20 protein-coding genes are annotated in these 17,917 nt (G+C 39.2%); 8 read left to right on the top strand and 12 right to left on the bottom strand.

The genetic code is table 11. The annotated features are described in order from the left end of the window. Positions 1 to 446 precede the first annotated feature (446 nt). The gene (locus tag B3209_RS05765) at positions 447 to 1,181 is read right to left on the bottom strand and encodes a hypothetical protein (protein ID WP_296664297.1); all 735 of its coding nucleotides are present in this window, start codon (positions 1,179 to 1,181) and stop codon (positions 447 to 449) included. Positions 1,182 to 1,202: 21 nt separating this feature from the next. After that, on the bottom strand, positions 1,203 to 1,442 hold the full coding sequence (locus B3209_RS05770; protein ID WP_374041747.1) for a YdbC family protein: 240 nt from the start codon (positions 1,440 to 1,442) through the stop codon (positions 1,203 to 1,205). 280 nt (positions 1,443 to 1,722) lie between these two features. On the opposite strand from B3209_RS05770, the gene B3209_RS05775 reads away from it, so the two are divergent. Further along, the gene (locus B3209_RS05775; protein WP_296664298.1) at positions 1,723 to 2,721 is read left to right on the top strand and encodes a hypothetical protein; all 999 of its coding nucleotides are present in this window, start codon (positions 1,723 to 1,725) and stop codon (positions 2,719 to 2,721) included. Next, complete coding sequence (locus B3209_RS05780; protein ID WP_296092341.1) at positions 2,721 to 3,413, top strand: LysM peptidoglycan-binding domain-containing protein; 693 nt, start codon at positions 2,721 to 2,723, stop codon at positions 3,411 to 3,413. Before B3209_RS05775 ends, B3209_RS05780 begins: the two co-directional genes overlap by 1 nt. On the opposite strand, the gene B3209_RS05785 is transcribed toward B3209_RS05780, so the two are convergent. Next, positions 3,410 to 3,952 carry an NUDIX hydrolase gene (locus B3209_RS05785; protein ID WP_296664299.1) on the bottom strand — a complete coding sequence of 181 codons (543 nt, stop codon included), beginning with the start codon at positions 3,950 to 3,952 and terminating at the stop codon, positions 3,410 to 3,412. The two genes, B3209_RS05780 and B3209_RS05785, sit on opposite strands and share 4 nt — an antisense overlap. 126 nt (positions 3,953 to 4,078) lie before the next feature. On the opposite strand from B3209_RS05785, the gene B3209_RS05790 reads away from it, so the two are divergent. Then, the gene (locus B3209_RS05790; RefSeq protein ID WP_295799202.1) at positions 4,079 to 4,903 is read left to right on the top strand and encodes an AAA family ATPase; all 825 of its coding nucleotides are present in this window, start codon (positions 4,079 to 4,081) and stop codon (positions 4,901 to 4,903) included. Between the two features lie 68 nt (positions 4,904 to 4,971). On the opposite strand, the gene glmS is transcribed toward B3209_RS05790, so the two are convergent. Further along, positions 4,972 to 6,813, bottom strand: a complete 1,842-nt coding sequence (gene glmS / locus B3209_RS05795) for a glutamine--fructose-6-phosphate transaminase (isomerizing) (protein WP_296664300.1) — start codon at positions 6,811 to 6,813, stop codon at positions 4,972 to 4,974. A gap of 395 nt (positions 6,814 to 7,208) precedes the next feature. Here glmS and B3209_RS05800 point away from each other — a divergent pair, with 395 nt between their 5' ends. Beyond that, positions 7,209 to 8,402, top strand: a complete 1,194-nt coding sequence (locus B3209_RS05800; RefSeq protein WP_296664301.1) for a hypothetical protein — start codon at positions 7,209 to 7,211, stop codon at positions 8,400 to 8,402. On the opposite strand, the gene nth is transcribed toward B3209_RS05800, so the two are convergent. The 7 genes from nth to B3209_RS05835 all read right to left on the bottom strand — a co-directional run bounded on the left by nth (position 8,392) and on the right by B3209_RS05835 (position 12,708). Next, complete coding sequence (gene nth / locus B3209_RS05805) at positions 8,392 to 9,036, bottom strand: endonuclease III (RefSeq protein WP_296664302.1); 645 nt, start codon at positions 9,034 to 9,036, stop codon at positions 8,392 to 8,394. The genes B3209_RS05800 and nth overlap by 11 nt on opposite strands. A 1-nt stretch (position 9,037) precedes the next feature. After that, positions 9,038 to 10,216: a methionine adenosyltransferase gene (metK, locus tag B3209_RS05810; RefSeq protein WP_296664303.1), complete on the bottom strand. Its 1,179-nt coding sequence runs from the start codon at positions 10,214 to 10,216 to the stop codon at positions 9,038 to 9,040. 519 nt (positions 10,217 to 10,735) lie between these two features. Next, positions 10,736 to 11,122 (bottom strand): hypothetical protein, encoded by a 387-nt coding sequence (locus tag B3209_RS05815; protein WP_296664304.1) that lies wholly within the window; start codon positions 11,120 to 11,122, stop codon positions 10,736 to 10,738. Next, a complete protein-coding gene (locus B3209_RS05820) occupies positions 11,083 to 11,772 on the bottom strand; it encodes a hypothetical protein (protein ID WP_296664305.1) in 690 nt (229 codons plus the stop codon). Before B3209_RS05820 ends, B3209_RS05815 begins: the two co-directional genes overlap by 40 nt. Continuing rightward, positions 11,732 to 12,139: a hypothetical protein gene (locus tag B3209_RS05825; RefSeq protein ID WP_296664306.1), complete on the bottom strand. Its 408-nt coding sequence runs from the start codon at positions 12,137 to 12,139 to the stop codon at positions 11,732 to 11,734. The genes B3209_RS05820 and B3209_RS05825 overlap by 41 nt, the downstream gene beginning before the upstream one ends. 24 nt (positions 12,140 to 12,163) lie before the next feature. Further along, on the bottom strand, positions 12,164 to 12,454 hold the full coding sequence (locus B3209_RS05830; protein ID WP_296664312.1) for a Txe/YoeB family addiction module toxin: 291 nt from the start codon (positions 12,452 to 12,454) through the stop codon (positions 12,164 to 12,166). A gap of 2 nt (positions 12,455 to 12,456) precedes the next feature. Then, the gene (locus B3209_RS05835; protein ID WP_296664307.1) at positions 12,457 to 12,708 is read right to left on the bottom strand and encodes a type II toxin-antitoxin system Phd/YefM family antitoxin; all 252 of its coding nucleotides are present in this window, start codon (positions 12,706 to 12,708) and stop codon (positions 12,457 to 12,459) included. A 260-nt stretch (positions 12,709 to 12,968) separates the two neighbouring features. Here B3209_RS05835 and B3209_RS05840 point away from each other — a divergent pair, with 260 nt between their 5' ends. The 4 genes from B3209_RS05840 to B3209_RS05855 all read left to right on the top strand — a co-directional run bounded on the left by B3209_RS05840 (position 12,969) and on the right by B3209_RS05855 (position 15,996). After that, a complete protein-coding gene (locus tag B3209_RS05840) occupies positions 12,969 to 13,277 on the top strand; it encodes an isoamylase early set domain-containing protein (RefSeq protein WP_013702492.1) in 309 nt (102 codons plus the stop codon). Between the two features lie 134 nt (positions 13,278 to 13,411). After that, a complete protein-coding gene (locus B3209_RS05845) occupies positions 13,412 to 14,392 on the top strand; it encodes an aldo/keto reductase (RefSeq protein WP_296664308.1) in 981 nt (326 codons plus the stop codon). 28 nt (positions 14,393 to 14,420) lie between these two features. Next, entirely contained in the window at positions 14,421 to 14,660 is a 240-nt protein-coding gene (locus B3209_RS05850; protein ID WP_296664309.1) for a hypothetical protein, read from the top strand. After that, positions 14,605 to 15,996 carry a hypothetical protein gene (locus tag B3209_RS05855; protein ID WP_296664310.1) on the top strand — a complete coding sequence of 464 codons (1,392 nt, stop codon included), beginning with the start codon at positions 14,605 to 14,607 and terminating at the stop codon, positions 15,994 to 15,996. The genes B3209_RS05850 and B3209_RS05855 overlap by 56 nt, the downstream gene beginning before the upstream one ends. 205 nt (positions 15,997 to 16,201) lie before the next feature. On the opposite strand, the gene B3209_RS05860 is transcribed toward B3209_RS05855, so the two are convergent. Next, on the bottom strand, positions 16,202 to 17,779 hold the full coding sequence (locus B3209_RS05860) for an ATP-binding cassette domain-containing protein (RefSeq protein WP_296664311.1): 1,578 nt from the start codon (positions 17,777 to 17,779) through the stop codon (positions 16,202 to 16,204). Positions 17,780 to 17,917 lie beyond the last annotated feature (138 nt).

Below are 17,917 nucleotides of genomic sequence, written 5' to 3' on the forward strand. Positions count from 1 at the left end.
TAAACTGTCAAATAACGGCGATATAAACTAGCAGTAATACTGCCTAACATTCTTTTTGTTTTTATTCCCTTGTTTTCAAAGGGTGAGATAGAATATATAGCTGTGAAGAAATATTGTCAATAGTAAAATTTAAAAAAAGATGAAAATTATTAATTTTTTTCGGAAAAACATAAAAAAAAAGCAGACGCTTTCAGCTTACATTGTCCATATATGGCGGAAACTCTACAGAACTAGCAAGTGGGTAAAAATCGAATCAAAAAGAACATTTTTTACAGGTAAACAGTCTATTTACCCTAGGCAAACAATATATTTACCTGTGGTAAATAGACTATTTTCCTAAGGTAAATAAGCTATTTGCCAATGGAAAATAACGTATTTACTCAAGGAAAATTTTTTTTATTTAGCCCAAATTTTTCTAAAACTCGAAACTTGGGCTATTTCGCTTCTTAGTTTTCCTCGTAATCAAGATTCTCTTCTGGAACTTCTTCGGCTGGCAAATCAGCCTCTTCGTATTCGCCGCCATCATAATCATCATCAGCAGGAAGAACAACCATCTGGGATTGTACTGCGCTCTGAATTTCTTCTTCTGTTATTGCATCAACCAAATCCTTTGCCTGCGCTCTTGTAAAGTACAAAAGATTTCCGCCGTATTCAATTTGAGTGTCGCCTTTTCTTTGGTTTGACTTTGTAGAAGGAATTTTTATGCAGAAATACGGAGACTTTCCAACAAAAACGTATCCCATGGAAATTTTTGGATCGGCATAAGAAGAATACTGAAAAGGTCCCCACTCAATTTTCGCGCGGGCATATTCATAAGTCGCCTTGTATTTTTTCTGACTGCGGTCAAGTTTTTTTTCTTCAAAATCCTTTAAATATGCATTGTAAGAAGTGATAACGGCCTTGCGAGCATCCTTGTCTAAAAGAAGGCGTTCCTTGTTCGGCATATTTTTATAAACAATTCCGGCGGTTCCGTTCTTTGGAAAAAGCATAACAGAAAAATCTTTTGCCTCAAGTTCATTAACAAGAATTTTTCTTAGTCTGAAAGTTCCAGAACCAAGTTCAACAGGATCAAATTTTCCAAGTTTTACAGTTTCGATTTCCTGCTTTACTTTTGGAGTTCTTGCGGCAAATGACAACGCGGCCATTGTTCCAACCATTATAAACAAAATTTTCTTTTTCATATTTTCCTCTATAAATAAATATTAATTAAGTTCTTCCATTCCGTTCAGAAGATTCTTTAAAGCACAAAGTTCGTCTTTTGTGAAAGTCACGCCTTTTCCCATTTTAACATGCTCGGAATCCCAAGAACGTATATCATATTTTGCAGGACGCCCGCCCCAAGACACAAAATTCAACTCAAGATTCCAGCCAGATTTTGATGTAGAAAGAACACCAATGTTTTTCTGTATATCCGGCGGAGTAAAACTTTCAGACATTGCCATAAAATCCTCCGATAAAGTATGTGCCGCACTTTTTATAGAAACAACCGCTCGCAATCCAAAAAGTTACAGGCGTTTTTATTCTCTTATATTAATGCCGTTTGCCTTTTTTGTCATCAGTAAATTCTGCTCTAAAACAAAACGTATTACGTCTTTTGCGCAGTCTGTTTATTGCCGAAATACAATTAGTATTATATATTGATAGTAAGCAAAATCGCTTTTATGAAAACTGAAATTCAAAAGGCAAACAAAGCTTTTCGTTTTTTTACTTTATGGAGGAAAAATGATTAAAAGTAAACTTGTATTGGCAGCATTTGCAGCCATGTCGCTTGCGCTGATCTCATGCGGTTCATCGCCAAAAGAAGAGCCAGAGATTCAAGAAGAGAATGTTTCTGAAGCCCCAGCAGAAGAATCTCAAGACCAAGAGCAGATTTCAGAAGACAATTCAGAATCAAACGAAGCAACACTCAGCAAAATTGAGTCTTCAAGGCAAGACGCAATAAATGCCGGCGCGCAAGACGCAGCTCCAGACGCATTTAACGCAGCAGAAGAAGAATACAATTCTGTAAAAGCCGCAATGGAACAAGGAGAAGATGTTTCTGCAAGACTAAAAGATCTTCTTGCACGCTATCAGGCTTTAAAGGCTTATGCAGACGCAGTTGCAAAGAAAGCAAAGATTGATGAAAACGGATTTGCCTCTTATGCGCAGAATGTATACAACGACGGCTCTTCTATTATCAGCGAGCTTGCATCTTCAAAAGACTACGGAAGCGACTGGAACAAAAAAGCAGTTTCCGCAGATGCAAAAATGACTTTTGTTCTTAAAGCAGCTTACAAATCGCTTGCACAGGCTGAACGCACAGAAGCTTTTAAAGCAAAGAAAAATGCAGACAGCATAAAATGCTCTGTTTCAAGAAAAGCTGACTACGACAAATTTGTTGCAAACTTCAAGTCTGGCGATCAAAATTACGTTACAGGAAATCCAGAAGGCGCGCTTGCAAACTACACAAAGGCAAAAGAAGGTTTCGCATCTCTTTACACACAAGTTTCCGAAGCAAGGGCACAGGCTCAGGCGGCAATCGAAGAAGCAAAGAAACGTGTTGCGGAAAGCGAAACAAATGCTCAGTGGGCAGATAAGGAAAAACCTCTTGGAGACGAGCCGGTAGAAGGAATCGAGGAAGCAGACACACAGCTTCTTGAAGCAGATGATTTTACAAAGGCAGAAAACTCAGAAGTTGAAATCGAAGAAACTATCGAAGAATCTGCACAGGAGGCTGAATAATGAAAAAATTAGTTGCTTGCACAATCGCAGCTGTTCTGGGACTTTCAGTTTTTGCAGCCAGCTATACAAACAACACTTACCAGAAACTTGCAAAAGAATACACACAGAAAGCAGAAAGAGCTTTGGATGCAGGAGAATATGTTCTTGCTGAAGAATACGCTGCAAAAGCAAAAGAAAACGCAGAGCTTTCTGACACTTACATAAGCCACATGCTTTCAAAGGAAAGTGCAGAAAAAGACCTTAATCTTGCAAGAAACAGGCTCGCATATGTTGAAAGCATCAACGGAAAAGAAAATTTCCCGATTGCTTATGACTCAGCATCAAAATCTCTTGCACAGGCAGAAGACGCATTTGCAAAAGAAGAATGGGACGCAGCTTCAAGCTATTCAAAGCAGGTTCTTGACGCTTTAGCAGAAATAAAAGAAGTTACACCGCTTCCAAAATATTATGTTGTAAAACCTTGGGAGTCAGACAAAGACTGCTTCTGGAATATTTCTGGAAGACCTTATGTTTACAACAACCCTTACTTGTGGGAAAACCTTTACGAAGCGAACAAGAATTCCCTTCCAGACCCAAAGAACCCAAATTTGATTCGTCCGGGAATGAAAATGGAAATTCCTTCAATTTCTGGAGAATACCGCGACGGAGTTTACAGCCCGGACAAAGACTACGAGCCTTTCCAGAAGCGCTAAAAATTCCTAGCTAAATACAGGGCAGCTGCTGAAGCCATCAAAGCATGGCAATATTCGGGGCTGCCCATTTTTTTTATAACTTCAGACTTTTGAATTTCCATGTAGTTTACATATTCATCAGAATCCAAATCCTGCCTGCCGGAAAACTCCAAGCCTTCAGCAAGAAAAATATGCACGTGGTTTGCAAACAAAGCTGGATTAGGATTCATCGAGCCAAGGAAAGTCATTTTTTTTGCAGTTGCACCGGTTTCTTCCAAAAGTTCGCGTTTTGCAGCTTCAAGCGGAACTTCGCCCTTGTCTATTACGCCGCCTGGAAATTCAACGCTCAAAGACTTTTCTCCGTGCCGCCATTGCCTTACCATAAGAAAATTTTCCCCGTCATCTGGAATTACAATCACCCAGTCAGGTGCCTCATTCACAATGTAAACTCCTTCTGTTCCATCGGGGCTTGCGCTAGTCCGTTCAGTAACAGTAAAAACGGGAGTTTTAAAAACTTCCTTGCGAGATTTTTCGTGCCATATAAGTTTTTTATCGTCCATGCGTTTTATACTAAAATTATTCTGAAACTTTAGCAAGAAAGATGTCATTATAAAAAATTGCAAATTTCAAAAAACGGATTTATAATTTAATTATCAAAAAATAACATTTAAAACAGGAGGCGCATTATGGCAATCATCGCAATTTCAAGACAGGTGGCAGCTCTTGGAGACGAAATAGCTGCGGCGGCAGCAAAAAAACTTGGCTACACATTTATAACTCGCAAGCAGATAGAAAACCGCATTGTAGAACTGGGATTTCCAAAGGAAAAGCTTCAAAAATATGATGAAATAAAACCGGGATTTTTCGCAAGCCTCGCAAAAGGACGCGATGAATACTTGAACTATTTGCAGTATGCGGTTCTGGAAGCGGCAAGCAAAGGAAACTGCATTTTAATAGGACGCGGTTCATTTGTAATACTTGAAGACGTTCCAAACTTGATTTCACTGCGGTTCGTGGCAAAAGAATCTGTAAGAGCCAAGCGCCTTGAAAAAGAATTCAACTGGACAGAAAAGCAGGCAATGGCAAGAATAAATGAAAGCGCGGCAAACAGAAAAGGATTCCACAAAAGCTTCTTTAATGTAGACAATGAAGACGCAAGCCACTATATGCTCACAATAAACACAGGAATTCTTGAACCTGAAGAAGTCGTAAAGCAGATTGTAAACTTTGTAAAATATTTTTCAGATCCGGAAAAAGAAGCTCTAGGCAAAAAACGCATTGAAAACATGCTCAAAGCTCAAGACCTGACAAACAAGCTTCTCTTTGAATACAAGCTGAATATAAATTTCCTGCGCGCAGTTATTGATGACGAGGGAACCTCTATAACATTGCAAGGCGTGGCAGATTCTCAGGCTGTGGTAGACAGAGCTGTTACTCTTGCCGCAAAGATTCTCCCAAGCTGTACAATAAAGTCAGCAGTAAACATTGTTCAGGACTTTAAAGGCTGCTAGGTAAAAACAGTTTACGAGAAAGAAGAGCCTTTCGCTGCTTTGGCGAAAGGCTCTTCTTTTTTGTGTTTTTATTCAACAGTAACAGACTTTGCAAGGTTGCGCGGTTTGTCTGGGTCGTTTCCCCTGTGGACTGCGCAATAGTAAGCAAAAAGCTGCGCCGGAATTATTGCAAGCATCGGTTCAAAGAAACTTTCCGTAGAAGGAATTTTTACAATCTCATCTGCGGAAGAATCAAACGCCCCGGAATCATCCTGCGTAATAACAAAAGTAGAAGCTCCGCGGCTCTTAACTTCAATAATATTGCTTGCAAGCTTTTCGTAAAGCTCAGGAACCGTGGCTGTCGCAACAACAAGAGTATCCGTGTCTATAAGCGCAATCGGTCCGTGCTTAAGCTCACCTGCCGCAAAAGCCTCGCTGTGCATATAGCTTACTTCCTTAAGCTTAAGAGCGCACTCAAGACTTGTCGCGCTGTCGTACTGGCGGCCAATAAAGAACACCTTCTGTTTATTGTAGTTCTTGGAAACAAATCTCTGGATAGAAGCCTTGTCTTCAAGAATCTGCTGAACTTTCTCCGGAATAGAATTCAGTTCGCAAAGATATTTTTTATAATCAGAAGCGTAAATTGTTCCCTTTATAAAGGCAGCTTTCAAGGCAAGCATAGAAAGGCACATAAGCTGAGTTGTGTACGCCTTAGTAGAAGCGACCGCAATTTCAGGACCTGCCCAAGTATAGACAACGTCGTCAGCTTCGCGGCTTACAGTTGAACCCACACAGTTTGTAATCGCCGTAACGTGAACACCATTTTGCTTGGCAAGGCGCAATGCAGCCAAAGTGTCGGCAGTTTCCCCGGACTGGCTTATTACAATAAAAATATCATCCTTGCACAAAATAGGATTTCTATAGCGGAATTCGCTTGCAACATCAACTACAACAGGAACGCGTGCAAGCTGCTCAAAAACATACTTTGCCACAACTCCGGCATGATATGCAGTTCCGCAGGCGACAATCACAATGCGCTTAGCTTCCTTCCATTTTTCATCAAAGCAAAGCTCATCGAATTTTATGTCAACAGGAACTCCGCCTTCAAAAACAAGACGCGGTCTCATTGTGTCTGTAAGAACTTTTGGCTGCTCGTGGATTTCTTTAAGCATAAAATGCTCATATCCGCCTTTTTCCGCGGAAGAAATATCCCAGTCAACATGGAACGGCTGCTTTATTATGCGGTTTCCGTCTTCATCAAAAAGATCAACGTGGTCTTTGTAAAGCACAGCAATTTCTTTTTGGTCAAGGAAGTAGACATCGCGGGTGTACTCAAGAACAGCAGGAACATCGCTTGCAATAAAGTTTTCACCTTTGCCAAGGCCTACAATGAGCGGGCATTCCTTTCTTGCGGCAATGATTCTGTCCGGAAAGTCCTTGCACAAAACTCCAAGAGCATAGCTGCCTTCCAAGCGGTTTACAGCCGCCTTTACAGCTTCAAAAATATCAAGAGAATCTTCATAGTAATAGTTTATAAGATGAGCAATGACTTCTGTGTCTGTGTCACTCTTAAAAACAACGCCTTCGCTCTGAAGCCACGCCTTGAGCTTTGCAAAGTTCTCGATAATCCCGTTGTGAACAACAGCGATTGTTCCGCTTTCGTTAAGATGCGGATGGGCGTTTATGTCGCTAGGCTCGCCGTGGGTCGCCCATCTTGTATGCCCGATTCCAAGAGAACCTTCGATAGTTTCCTTCGCGATTTTTTCTTCAAGAGCTTTAAGCGCGCCTTTTACCTTGCGCACCAAAATGTCCTGGCCGTTAAACACTGCGATTCCCGCGCTGTCATATCCGCGGTACTCAAGTTTTTTAAGCGCATTCACCAAAACCGGTGTAGCATTTTTATTGCCGATATATCCTACAATTCCACACATGGCATTATTCTAGCGATTTTTCTGCCTTTTGAACAGAACACACTTCATAAAAACAAAATAAAATCTAACAATAACAAATAAATTCAGGAAAATTTTATTTTTGTCTGGAATATTTGATTTTCTTCTGGAATTTGTTAAAAAACTTAAGGAATATTGTATTTTCCACCTGGAATTCGTCAAAAAACTCAAGAATATGGAATTTTCCTGAAGAATATGCATAAAAACTCTGGAATATCTTCTATTCTTCAATATTTATACAAAACCTTCAGGAATATACAATATTCTTGAAAAATATCATTCATTCCTGCATATTTATGCAAATTTAACATTCCATCGAAAGTTCCACTAGGAAAAAAAACGCGCAATGCACTATAATGACACAAGGTTTTGTTCAAATGAAAAGTCTTTTGGGATTCGCCGCAGTTTTAATATCTTCCGCAGGAATTTTTGCCGCCACATTGACGGATGCGCAGGACAGGCTTGCTGCCATTGAAGAATTTAAAAGCGGAATCCTAAGCTCAAGCCCGAACGGATTTTTTTCTGACGAGGAAATGGATGCTCTTAACCTTCTTTATCAGGTTCTTGAAGAAGATGAATACACCGTAAATTCGCTTAACGGCGAAATGGAATTTTCCATAGGAGAATACAGCCTTGTAGAAACGAAATGGCCCACAGAAATCCAATGGCTTTTCTTAGACGGAAAAATAAGCTACGAGCGCAGCGTGGACATCATGTATTCTGATGCAATGGAAAAAAAATACGTTCCAGAGCCTGAAATGACTGAATACCAGCGGCGCGACTATGAATATTACATAAACGACTACGAAAACAGAATCCGTTCCGGGGAAAAATTCTTCTATGCGGAACTTACATTTAAACTTACGCACTGGCAGGGAGCAAGCGAATACAGATTTGAGCCGGTCGCTTTAAAAATCTACAAGAATTCAAAACGCCCGCGAGCAATAATTACAATCGATGAAGCTCAAAACAAGGACTTTTTTACATTTGCGGAAGAAAAGGAATTCAGAACAGAAAAGCAGATTGAAAAAAACAACGCGCGCATAAAAAAACTTCTTAAGGATGAAAGCAAAAATTCTTCCACGGAAAAAGCAAAGAAAAAAGACATAATATTCACCGAACAAAAAGGAAGGCGGACATTTTACGTAAGCGCGGAAACTTCCACAGACAACATCGATTTTTCAAGCACGGACTTTACTTCGTACAAGCTCGACAATATGTACGGAACTCTTACGCTCGGCCTTGGAAAATTTATCTTTGCAGGAATTTCAGCCGGAATAGACTTGACTTCGCTCAACGATGATGTTCCTGTCTATTCTTTCGGCGGAATTCTTGGAATAAACTTAAACCTTGGAACTCACCTGCGGCCTTACGGTCAGACTTCCATTTACGCGCGCACAGATGACCACGTTGTTTTTAAAACCGGAGCCGGCATAGACTTTAAACTTGGAAAATTCATGCTGAATCTTGAGTATAATTACAACTGGAGCAACAATGTAAACACTTCTGTAAAAGACGAGGAAACAGAAAAGTTCGGTTCATACACAGCAGGAATTGGACTTACTTGGTAAAGTTTCCATTGTGAAGGCACAAGTCGTTTATCGGGCATTCCGCGCATTTAGGATTCCGCGCCGTGCAAATATAACGTCCGTGCAATATAAGCCAGTGATGGGCGTGCATCATAAATTCAGCTGGAATGCGCTCAAGCAAGGAGCGTTCAACTTCAAGTGGAGTTGAGCCTTTGGCAAGTCCAATCTTGGGGCAGATTCTAAGAAGATGTGTGTCCACAGGCATTGTGGGCTTGTTGTAGACAACATTTAGAATAACATTCGCAGTTTTTCTTCCAACGCCCGGCAAAGATTCCAAGTCTTCCCTGTTGTCTGGAATTTGCGAATTGAATTTTTCTACAAGCATTTTGCTCAAGCCCACAACATGTTTTGCCTTGTTCTTGTAAAGCCCGATTGACTTTATAAAGCCCCTTATTTTTTCTTCACCAAGAGCAAGCATAAGTTCCGGCGTATAGGCAACTTTATAAAGCGGTTCGGTTGCTTTGTTCACGGCTTTGTCTGTAGTCTGCGCAGAAAGAACAACGCTAACCAAAAGGCAAAAAGCATTAGGAGCAACAAGCTCAGTTTCTGGAGACGGATTCAGTTTTTGAAACCGCAGAAAGACCTGTGAAATCTGCTGCGGAGTTAAAAGTTTCAAGCTAGAACTCTTTCTTTAGGAGAGCGGCTTTGTCTGTCTGTTCCCACGGAAACTCTGAATTTCCAAAGTGACCGTAAGAAGCTGTCTTGGAATAAATAGGACGCTTAAGGTTGAGTGTCTTTGTTATTCCGGCCGGAGTGCAGTCAAACACTTTTTTTACAGCGTCCGCAATCTGAAAGTCAGGAACAATTCCAGTTCCAAAAGTTTCAACCAAAACAGAAACAGGGAACGGAACTCCAATTGCATAAGCAAGCTGAACTTCGCAACGTTCCGCCAAACCAGCGGCAACAATGTTCTTGGCAATGTAGCGCGCCATGTATGCTCCAGAGCGGTCAACCTTGCTAGGGTCTTTTCCACTGAAAGCTCCGCCTCCGTGTCGTCCCATTCCGCCGTAAGTGTCAACAATTATTTTTCTGCCTGTAAGTCCAGTGTCTCCAACAGGACCGCCGATTACAAACTGGCCTGTAGGATTTATAAAATACTTTGTTTTGGAATCCAAAAGCCCTGCTGGCTCAAGAACTGGCTTTATTATTTTTTCCGTTACCGTAGATTTTATTTCATCATAGCTGATTCCCGCATCGTGCTGCTGACTTATAACAACAGTATCGATTCTTACAGGACGATGGCCTTCATATTCAATTGTAACCTGGCTCTTTGAATCCGGGCGCATCCATTTGACTTCGCCGCTTTTTCTTAGCTCTGCGGATTTTCTCATAAGCTTATGGGCAAACATAATCGGAGCAGGCATAAGTTCCGCTGTTTCCTTGCAGGCAAAACCGAACATCATTCCCTGATCTCCTGCGCCCTGCTGTCCTTTGTATTCATCAAGGCCTTTTCCTACAACTCCCTGATTTATATCCGATGACTGGGAATGAATCATATTAAGAACAGCCATGGAATTGCAGTCCAAGCCATAGTCCGGATTTGTGTAGCCAATTCTTTGAACAACATCATGCGCAACTTTCTGAACATCAACCTGGGCATTTGTAGAAAGCTCGCCACCTACAAGAATAAGAGCCTGGGAAGCAAAAGTTTCGCAAGCAACATGGCTTTCTGGATCCTGACGTAGACATTCATCAAGAATACCATCTGAAATCTGGTCGCAAACTTTATCCGGGTGTCCTTCCCCCACGGATTCCGAAGTAAATAAATAGTGATTTTTTGATAAGACAGCGCTCATTTTTAGAGCCTCCTGTTTAGCAAGTTTCAGTTCCACAAGAAAACTGTTCCGCCTGCAATTTGGATAAATCAGCGGATAATTTGTTCACAACAATATAATCAAAAGCAAAAAAACAAGCAAGTAATTCTTTTGCGCTTTAAACTTCTAAATGCTATCAGCGCAATTACTACAGCAATAAAGTGCCAATTAGTACGCTAATGTTGTTTTTTTTATATCTTGAATTTCGAGTGTTGGAAAAATTTATAATATTGATTTTTTAACTATGAGAAATACTATCAAAACAGACCTGAAAAAAAACCTGCTTTATAATAAAGCAGGTTATAAAACAAAGACATTTTCTTTTGATTGTTAGCAATCTAGCCGACTGGCGGTAAATGTCAAACCCTTATGGAACTGATAAGGCACTGCTTGTCGGCACAACACCTTACTTCACCGCTCATGCAAACACACTTGTTGTCTACACTTCTAATATAGCAATAAAGTAATCAAAAATCAACAAAAAAATCATGCCACACTATTTTATTCCTTTATAATTTTTCCATCTTTTATGTATATTAAATTTCCATTGATATAGTTTCCAACAAACTCTTTATTATCAAGAATAATCATATTATAATAAAGTCCATTCTTCACAGCTGTATATGTCAAATTATTATTGTAAAACTTTAAGTCAATTATGAAATCATAAATCTCCGTTTGAAAATCACCTATATGTAAAATTGCATCTTTAAAATATTCAGTTGATGTTATATATGCAAAGGAAGCTCCATCTTCTGAAAAAGCAATATCATTTATAGATTCATAAGGTCCGTATTGATTTTGATTACAAATAAAATAATATTGACCACTTTTCTTTATTACATAAGCTATTTTTTTCCATTTGGTGAAAAAGTTATCTGATAACAATATTCATAAGGACCGGCTTTCTCATTTCCAACGCTTAAATAAAATTTTGCATCCGGAGATGAATCATGTGAATAAGAAAAAGCAATTATATTTTTATCTGGAGAACTTGCAACATCTCCCACTTGAGCAAACGGACCATATTTTTTGCTCCCGAAATAAATATAATAAATATAATTTCCCTCTTGACTTGTGCAAACACTGTAAAGAAGTTTGTCATTTACAAAATCAATATCCGATATTAATAGTCCTTCTGAAACTTTATCTTTATTAACCCACAAAGTTTCATTTCTGTTATTTTTATTATGACTATGAGCTTCATAAGCTAATTTTTTTCCATCAGAAGAAAAATTTCCAATATACAAACTATCAAAAGGACCTGCTAATAAACCATCTTTAGTATATACATATTCTTTTTTGTTCTTTTCAACTCTATATGCATAAGCTTTTTCTTGTTGATATTTACAGTCAGTCACATCATCAAATGGTCCGTATTTATTTTGTTCAGTATATATATAAAATTTAGATTTTTCTTTTGCCACATAAGATATAATTTTATCATTTGAAACAAGGAAATACTTTAATTGTTCAAATGGACCTATTTCTTTATCTTTACATTTTAGATAAACCCCCTGCATCAGTTTCAAAAGCATAGCTCAATGTTTCTTTATCATCAGCAATAAAAAAGTTACTTATACTTTTATAATGCTCTAAACAAGCACCGTTTATAAATAAACAAGCTTCATTCTCAATTTTTGCAGTATATATTATTTTTTCAGAAGTAAATAACCAAGAGTCAATTGAATCATACGGACCAAAATTATTATTTCCAATTCTAACATAATATTTTTTTACTGCTGATATTAAGCCTTGTTTATCTTCGTAATAAAAGCATATCGGAATATTGTTTTGAATAATGCCAACATTATAAACACTTTTATCACATACCCCTATTTGCTCTTTAGCAAACAGGCTAAAAATCATACCCAAAAGTATAAATATAATAACTTTCTTTCTCATTTATTAGTCCTTGTCAAATAAAATCTACTTCACTTTTTCGTAATGTGTCCACATACGGATTATCTTTACTATTCCTTCGTATTTCACATTGTCAACTGTAACTTCCTCATTAAAAATTTCATAGACCAATCTATGCTGAATATTAATTCGCCTTGAATACAATCCTGATAAATTTCCAATAAGTTCTTCATAAGGCGGCTCAAGCGGATTTTTTCGTAAAATTTCAATTAAGTATTTTGCCTTGACATCAAGCTTTGCTGATTTTAGGTTCTTTATATCTTTTGCTGCTTGTCTGCCATATTTTATGAGATACATTTCTACCAATCAACTTCATCTTCAGAAAGACAATCTTTTAAAGGAGCATTTTTTCCCTTTATTAATGACTCTGCCATTCCCGGAACTGAATTCAAGTACATTGTTTCTTGAATAGCATTCCAGTCGTCCTCTCCTATAAGAACTGCGTTTTTTCCTTTTGAATTTGTAAGAGTCAAAGGCTGTGAATTGTCATTAACAAACGCCATTATTTTAAAGAGATTTTCCCTTGCTTTTGTCGCTGTAATTGCATTCATACAAACCTCCGTTTATGTACATTATAGCGTACATCGCAATAAAAAACAAAGTGCTTTTCTATTTTACTCTGAATTTCAATATATTTTCCCCCCCCTCCTCATAAATCGAAACGTTTTTATACATGCCCTTGATTACATTTGAAATATTATATAATATATGAATATGGCAAAGGAGCGAAAACAATGCATATATATGCGTTATTTTCTATCCGGCAACTGTTGTTTTTTATCAAATTGTTTTTATAATAAGGAGACATGAAATGTCACTGAAAAAGTCTTATTCCAAAGACAAGAAAACTTGTAACGTAACTTTTTCTGTTTCTCAGGAAGCAGCACACGGTGCAGAAAAAGTTTCAATCGCAGGAGACTTTAACAGCTGGAGCAGCACAGAAACTCCGTTGAAAAAAGGCAAAGACGGTTCTTTCTCTGTAAAAATCCCTCTTGAAGCTGGAAAAGAATATCAGTTCCGCTATCTTCTTGACGGAAAACACTGGGAAAACGACTGGGCGGCAGACAAGTACATTCCTGCTCCATTCTCCCACACAGACAATTCTGTTGTAATCTGCTAAGCTAGCTTAAAATCTTTTACTTTATACAAGCTGTCCAAGTGAAGAAAACTTCAAAGGGCAGCTTTTTTTATAAAATCTGTAAAAAAAGTGGAAATTCCAAAACAACCCATTATAATGTATAAAAGGAGATGCACATGGACTTAAAAGGAATCTACACAGCAGACACTCACCGCTATGATGACTTTCAATCTTTATATAATCGATGCGGAAAAAGCGGAATTCTCTTGCCCAAAGTAAGCCTAGGATTTTGGCACAACTTCGGCGGAAACGATTCTTATGAACGAAGCCGGAAAATTACACATTTTGCGTTTGACCATGGAATAAATCATTTTGACCTTGCAAATAACTACGGACCACCTTACGGCAGCGCAGAAGAAACAATGGGGCGTCTTATTGAAGATGACTTCCGTCCTTACCGCGACGAGCTTTTTATTTCAACAAAAGCTGGCTATGATATGTGGGAAGGTCCTTATGGCAACTGGGGCTCGCGCAAATATCTTACCGCAAGTCTTGACCAAAGTTTAAAGCGCATGAATCTTGACTATGTAGATTTATTTTACAGCCACCGCTACGATCCGAACACTCCTTTGGAAGAAACTTTGCAGGCAATGGTGGACATTGTAAAGCAAGGAAAAGCCCTTTATCTGGGTTTAAGCCGCTGGCCGCTTGAAGCATTAAAATTCGCCGACAACTATCTTCGAGAACGGGATGTTCCGCTTCTTATTTATCAGGGCAGGCTGAATCTTCTTGACCGTTCACCTCAAGAGGAAGGCATTCTTGACTACTGCGCAGAGCATGGAATTGGATTTATTTCATTTTCTCCATTGGCGCAAGGCTTGCTTACAGACCGATACCTTAACGGAATTCCTTCTGACAGCAGAATGGCAAAAGAGCATTTTCTAAAAAGCAAAGACTTGACTCCAGAACTTCTGGAAAAACTAAAGTCATGGAACGCACAGGCAGGCAAACGCAACGAAACTCTTGCAGAAATGGCGTTGTCCTGGATTCTTAACCAGAAAGGCGTTACAAGCGTGCTGGTTGGCGCAAGTTCCGCAGAGCAGCTTGAAAAAAACATGAAATGTGTTCACGCTGAACCGTTCAGCAGTGAAATATAGAAAGTGAAATCAAACACAGGAGAATTTTATGAACATTAAGAAATTTTCATTTGCATTTTTGCCGGCGCTGATTCTTGCCCTTGCGTCTTGCATGAACATGAGCGGCTCAAATAGCAAAGAAGGCGCAATCCGCATAACAGTTCCGGGAGGAGAACGCGGACTTTACAGTTTTTCCAAGGACAATGCCGCATCTTACAAAGTAAGCATAATTCTTGACGGAGAAACTGTCGACTCGCAGACCGCAGAATTGGGGGGTAATTACATTTGATGAACTTGAGCCTGCCACATACACGGTAAAAGCCGAAGCATTTGATTCAGACGGAATACGCATAGGAAGCGGAAGCACAGAAGTAAAAGTTATAGCCGGAGAAACAGCAGAAAAAACAATTTTGATGATACTGGACAGCAACAGAGATGTAATTAATTATCAAAAATATTATTTATGGGATGTTTATAATTCTAAATATTATTACAATCGATTTGACTCTATAACAAGTGATCTAACTATAAATAACATTGATTCCGTTACCTCAAACAAACCTGGAAATTCGACTATACTAGGATTTGCAGAATCTTTTTATGCATATTATAACTATTATATAGAAAACGCTGATAGCCAATTCAATAGAACAAATTTTATCTACTATAAGGGGAAAGGCTCAGGACCTTATAACATTCAATTTAGTAGCACATCCGTAAAAGACCCTTTGTATTTTGATGATAGCACAGATTCTCTATGGATAGGCGGATATGATTCTTCTAGTGGCGAACTAAAACTTTTACAAATAACAGAACCTTCAACAAACTTTATTTCTAGAATTTCATCAGTGACTTCTTTATATTCCACACAATTTTCTGTTTCCGGGGCAACTTATACAGCTTTTGCAATTCAGGGCAGCGATATTTATTTTGCATACACAAAAAACGGCTCATCGTACCTTCAGCGTGGAACAATCACGAATATCGATGATTCAAATTTTTTTATAGATATAATAGGAGCAGCACAGTCCACAGAGCAAATGGGCGTTGCAGGCACAATCAACGACATAGCCATTTTGTACGATGGTTATGTTTATGCGTTGGTTTCAAATGTAGGAAATTCCGCAACAGGTTCTGATGACACTTTCTATAATTTTCATGACTGTAAAGTTTACAGCCGTGGCGCGCTTTTAAAGATTGCAGGTACAGATTATGGGTTTGAAGTAGAAGACATTTTGGGCTGGACAAATTCCATGAGAACAATAAATTCCGTTGGAAATCCTCAAAACGCAGCAGGAAGCCCAATAGGTTCTCTTGAAGCATACATTCCAAAACTTAAAGAAAACAACCAAAAATTTTACGGTCCGCGCAGATTCGTAGCCATAAAACCAAAAGAACTTGCAATTGCAGACTGCGGCGCAAACTTTGTTCTTCCAAACAAAACCACAGGCAAATCAGGAAAACTTTTTGCACATAACAGAGTTGTAAATGTAAACCTTTATAATTTCGCAATCGATTCCATCGTGGATTTAGAGAACATAAAATTCAGAAATGTATGCCTAAGCGGAAACTCAATGTATATATCAGCAGATTACTGCACTGATACGAATGTTGCTGAGGAATAAATAATTTCATTACGATGATTGCAAGCACATGTCAACACTCCTGTTCTGTGCTTGCAAGGCCCCCTTGCGTGTACATGTCAGCACCCCTTGCAAAACAACAAATAGATTGCCGTATCAAGTACGGCAATGACAGTTAGACTTATTAGACATATCCATGACAAGTTGTTTTAGATCGTTCATTTTTTGCATGACGGATTCAACTTTCCTATCTGTGCAAAATCTTATACATTGGAGTTTGGCCGGGACAAAGTTCCAGAATGTTTTTTTCGCAGGCAAGAACTTCCGAAGGCTCGTGGGTTACGTGCAGAAGCGTTGTTGTTCCTGTTTCTGCGACGGTTTCTAGTAAGTCTAGGATTTTTCCGCGGTAGTTTTCGTCCAGTCCATGGCACGGCTCGTCAAGAATAAGAACACGAGGAGACTTTACGGCGGCTCTAAGAATCAAAATTGCGCGCTGCTCTCCGTAACTTAAAGAGCCAAACGATTCCTTTTCGCGTCCAGAAAATCCTGCAAGTTTAAGCCAAGCATTTGCCATTGCAAGTTCAAAATCCGTGGCAGGCTCGTAAAGTCCAATGCTGTCCTTGAATCCGCTTATAATCACGCTTTGCAAGTCAGTTCCGCCAACCATTCTGTACTCCACATGAAGCCTGTAGCTTACAATTCCAAGGTGCTTCTTTATGTCCCAGATTGACTCGCCTGAACCGCGCCTGCTTCCAAACAGATAGACTTTTTCACGGAACACTTGCATATTGTCGCCTGTTATAAGCTCCATGATTGTGGTTTTTCCAGAGCCGTTTGGTCCTCTCACAAGAAAATGCTCGCCTTTTTTAACTTCCCAGTTTAAGTTTACAAGAACCTTATGTTCGTCCCAGCCAACATTCACATCCTCAAACTTTATAAGGCTTTCTGGCACTTCAGAAAATTCTTCTGTTTCCAAGGCGAAATTGCTTTCACTGCGGATTCTTTTTAGTTCGCAAAGAAATTCCTGCCTTTCTTTTTCGCGGACGGATTTTTTTTCTGTGTTTCGAATTTCAAGGAGATTTTCGTATTCAGAACGGCTTGCGCAGAAGGAAATTTTTTTATCTGAAAACTCAAGCACGCGGTTTATTTCTTCAGGAATTTCAGTAAACCGCTCCATGCACAAAATTATGCGCGGAAAATCTGTTCCAGAATTTTCAGTCTGCCGCTTTAGAATCATATTGAAAAATTCCATAAGAATTGAACGAGATTCGACATCCAGCCCCGCAAAAGGGTCGCTCAAAATAAGCAGCTTGGCTCCAGACAAAAGTGAACGGCACAAAAGCGTGCGTCTTATTTCCCCTGTAGACATAAAGCGCAGTCCACGGTCAAGGATTTTTTCCACGCCGCAAAGTTTTATCTGCGGAAATGTTTCAAGTTTGTATGCGTCTTTTGCAAGGGGTTCAGATTTTCTTTTTGCGCCGCCAATAACTTCATAAATGTATTCACGGCCGGTTCTTCCTATGTCGATTTTGTCCAAATATTCACTTTCGTCCCGCTCGCGTTCTTCTTCTATTAATTTTGCAGCTTCTTCAAGTGAAACTACAGCAGTGCTTTTGGCGAATTCAGAATAAAATGAACCGCCTTGCTCCGGGTAGAATTCCAGAAAGCCAGACAACGCCTTTATAAAGTCAGCCTTTCCGCCGCCATTAGGACCTGTAACAAGCCAAGCTTCTCCTTCTTTCATTGTCCAGTCAATCTGCGGAATCAAAACAGAACCGCCTTTTCTTATCTGACATTTATCAATGCGAATCAAATCTTTTTCCATAAATATTCTCCAATTATAATATCAATCATGTCATCTTCGGGCTTGCCCCTGCGATGTTTCTGAAAGAAACTCGGTTGATAATCTATTGAAAATTTCCAACAGATTCCTGACCGAGTTTACTGCGTAAACATCGCAGTG

Origin of the sequence: Treponema sp. UBA6852 (assembly GCA_002449305.1) — a bacterium.
GTDB lineage: Bacteria > Spirochaetota > Spirochaetia > Treponematales > Treponemataceae > Treponema_D.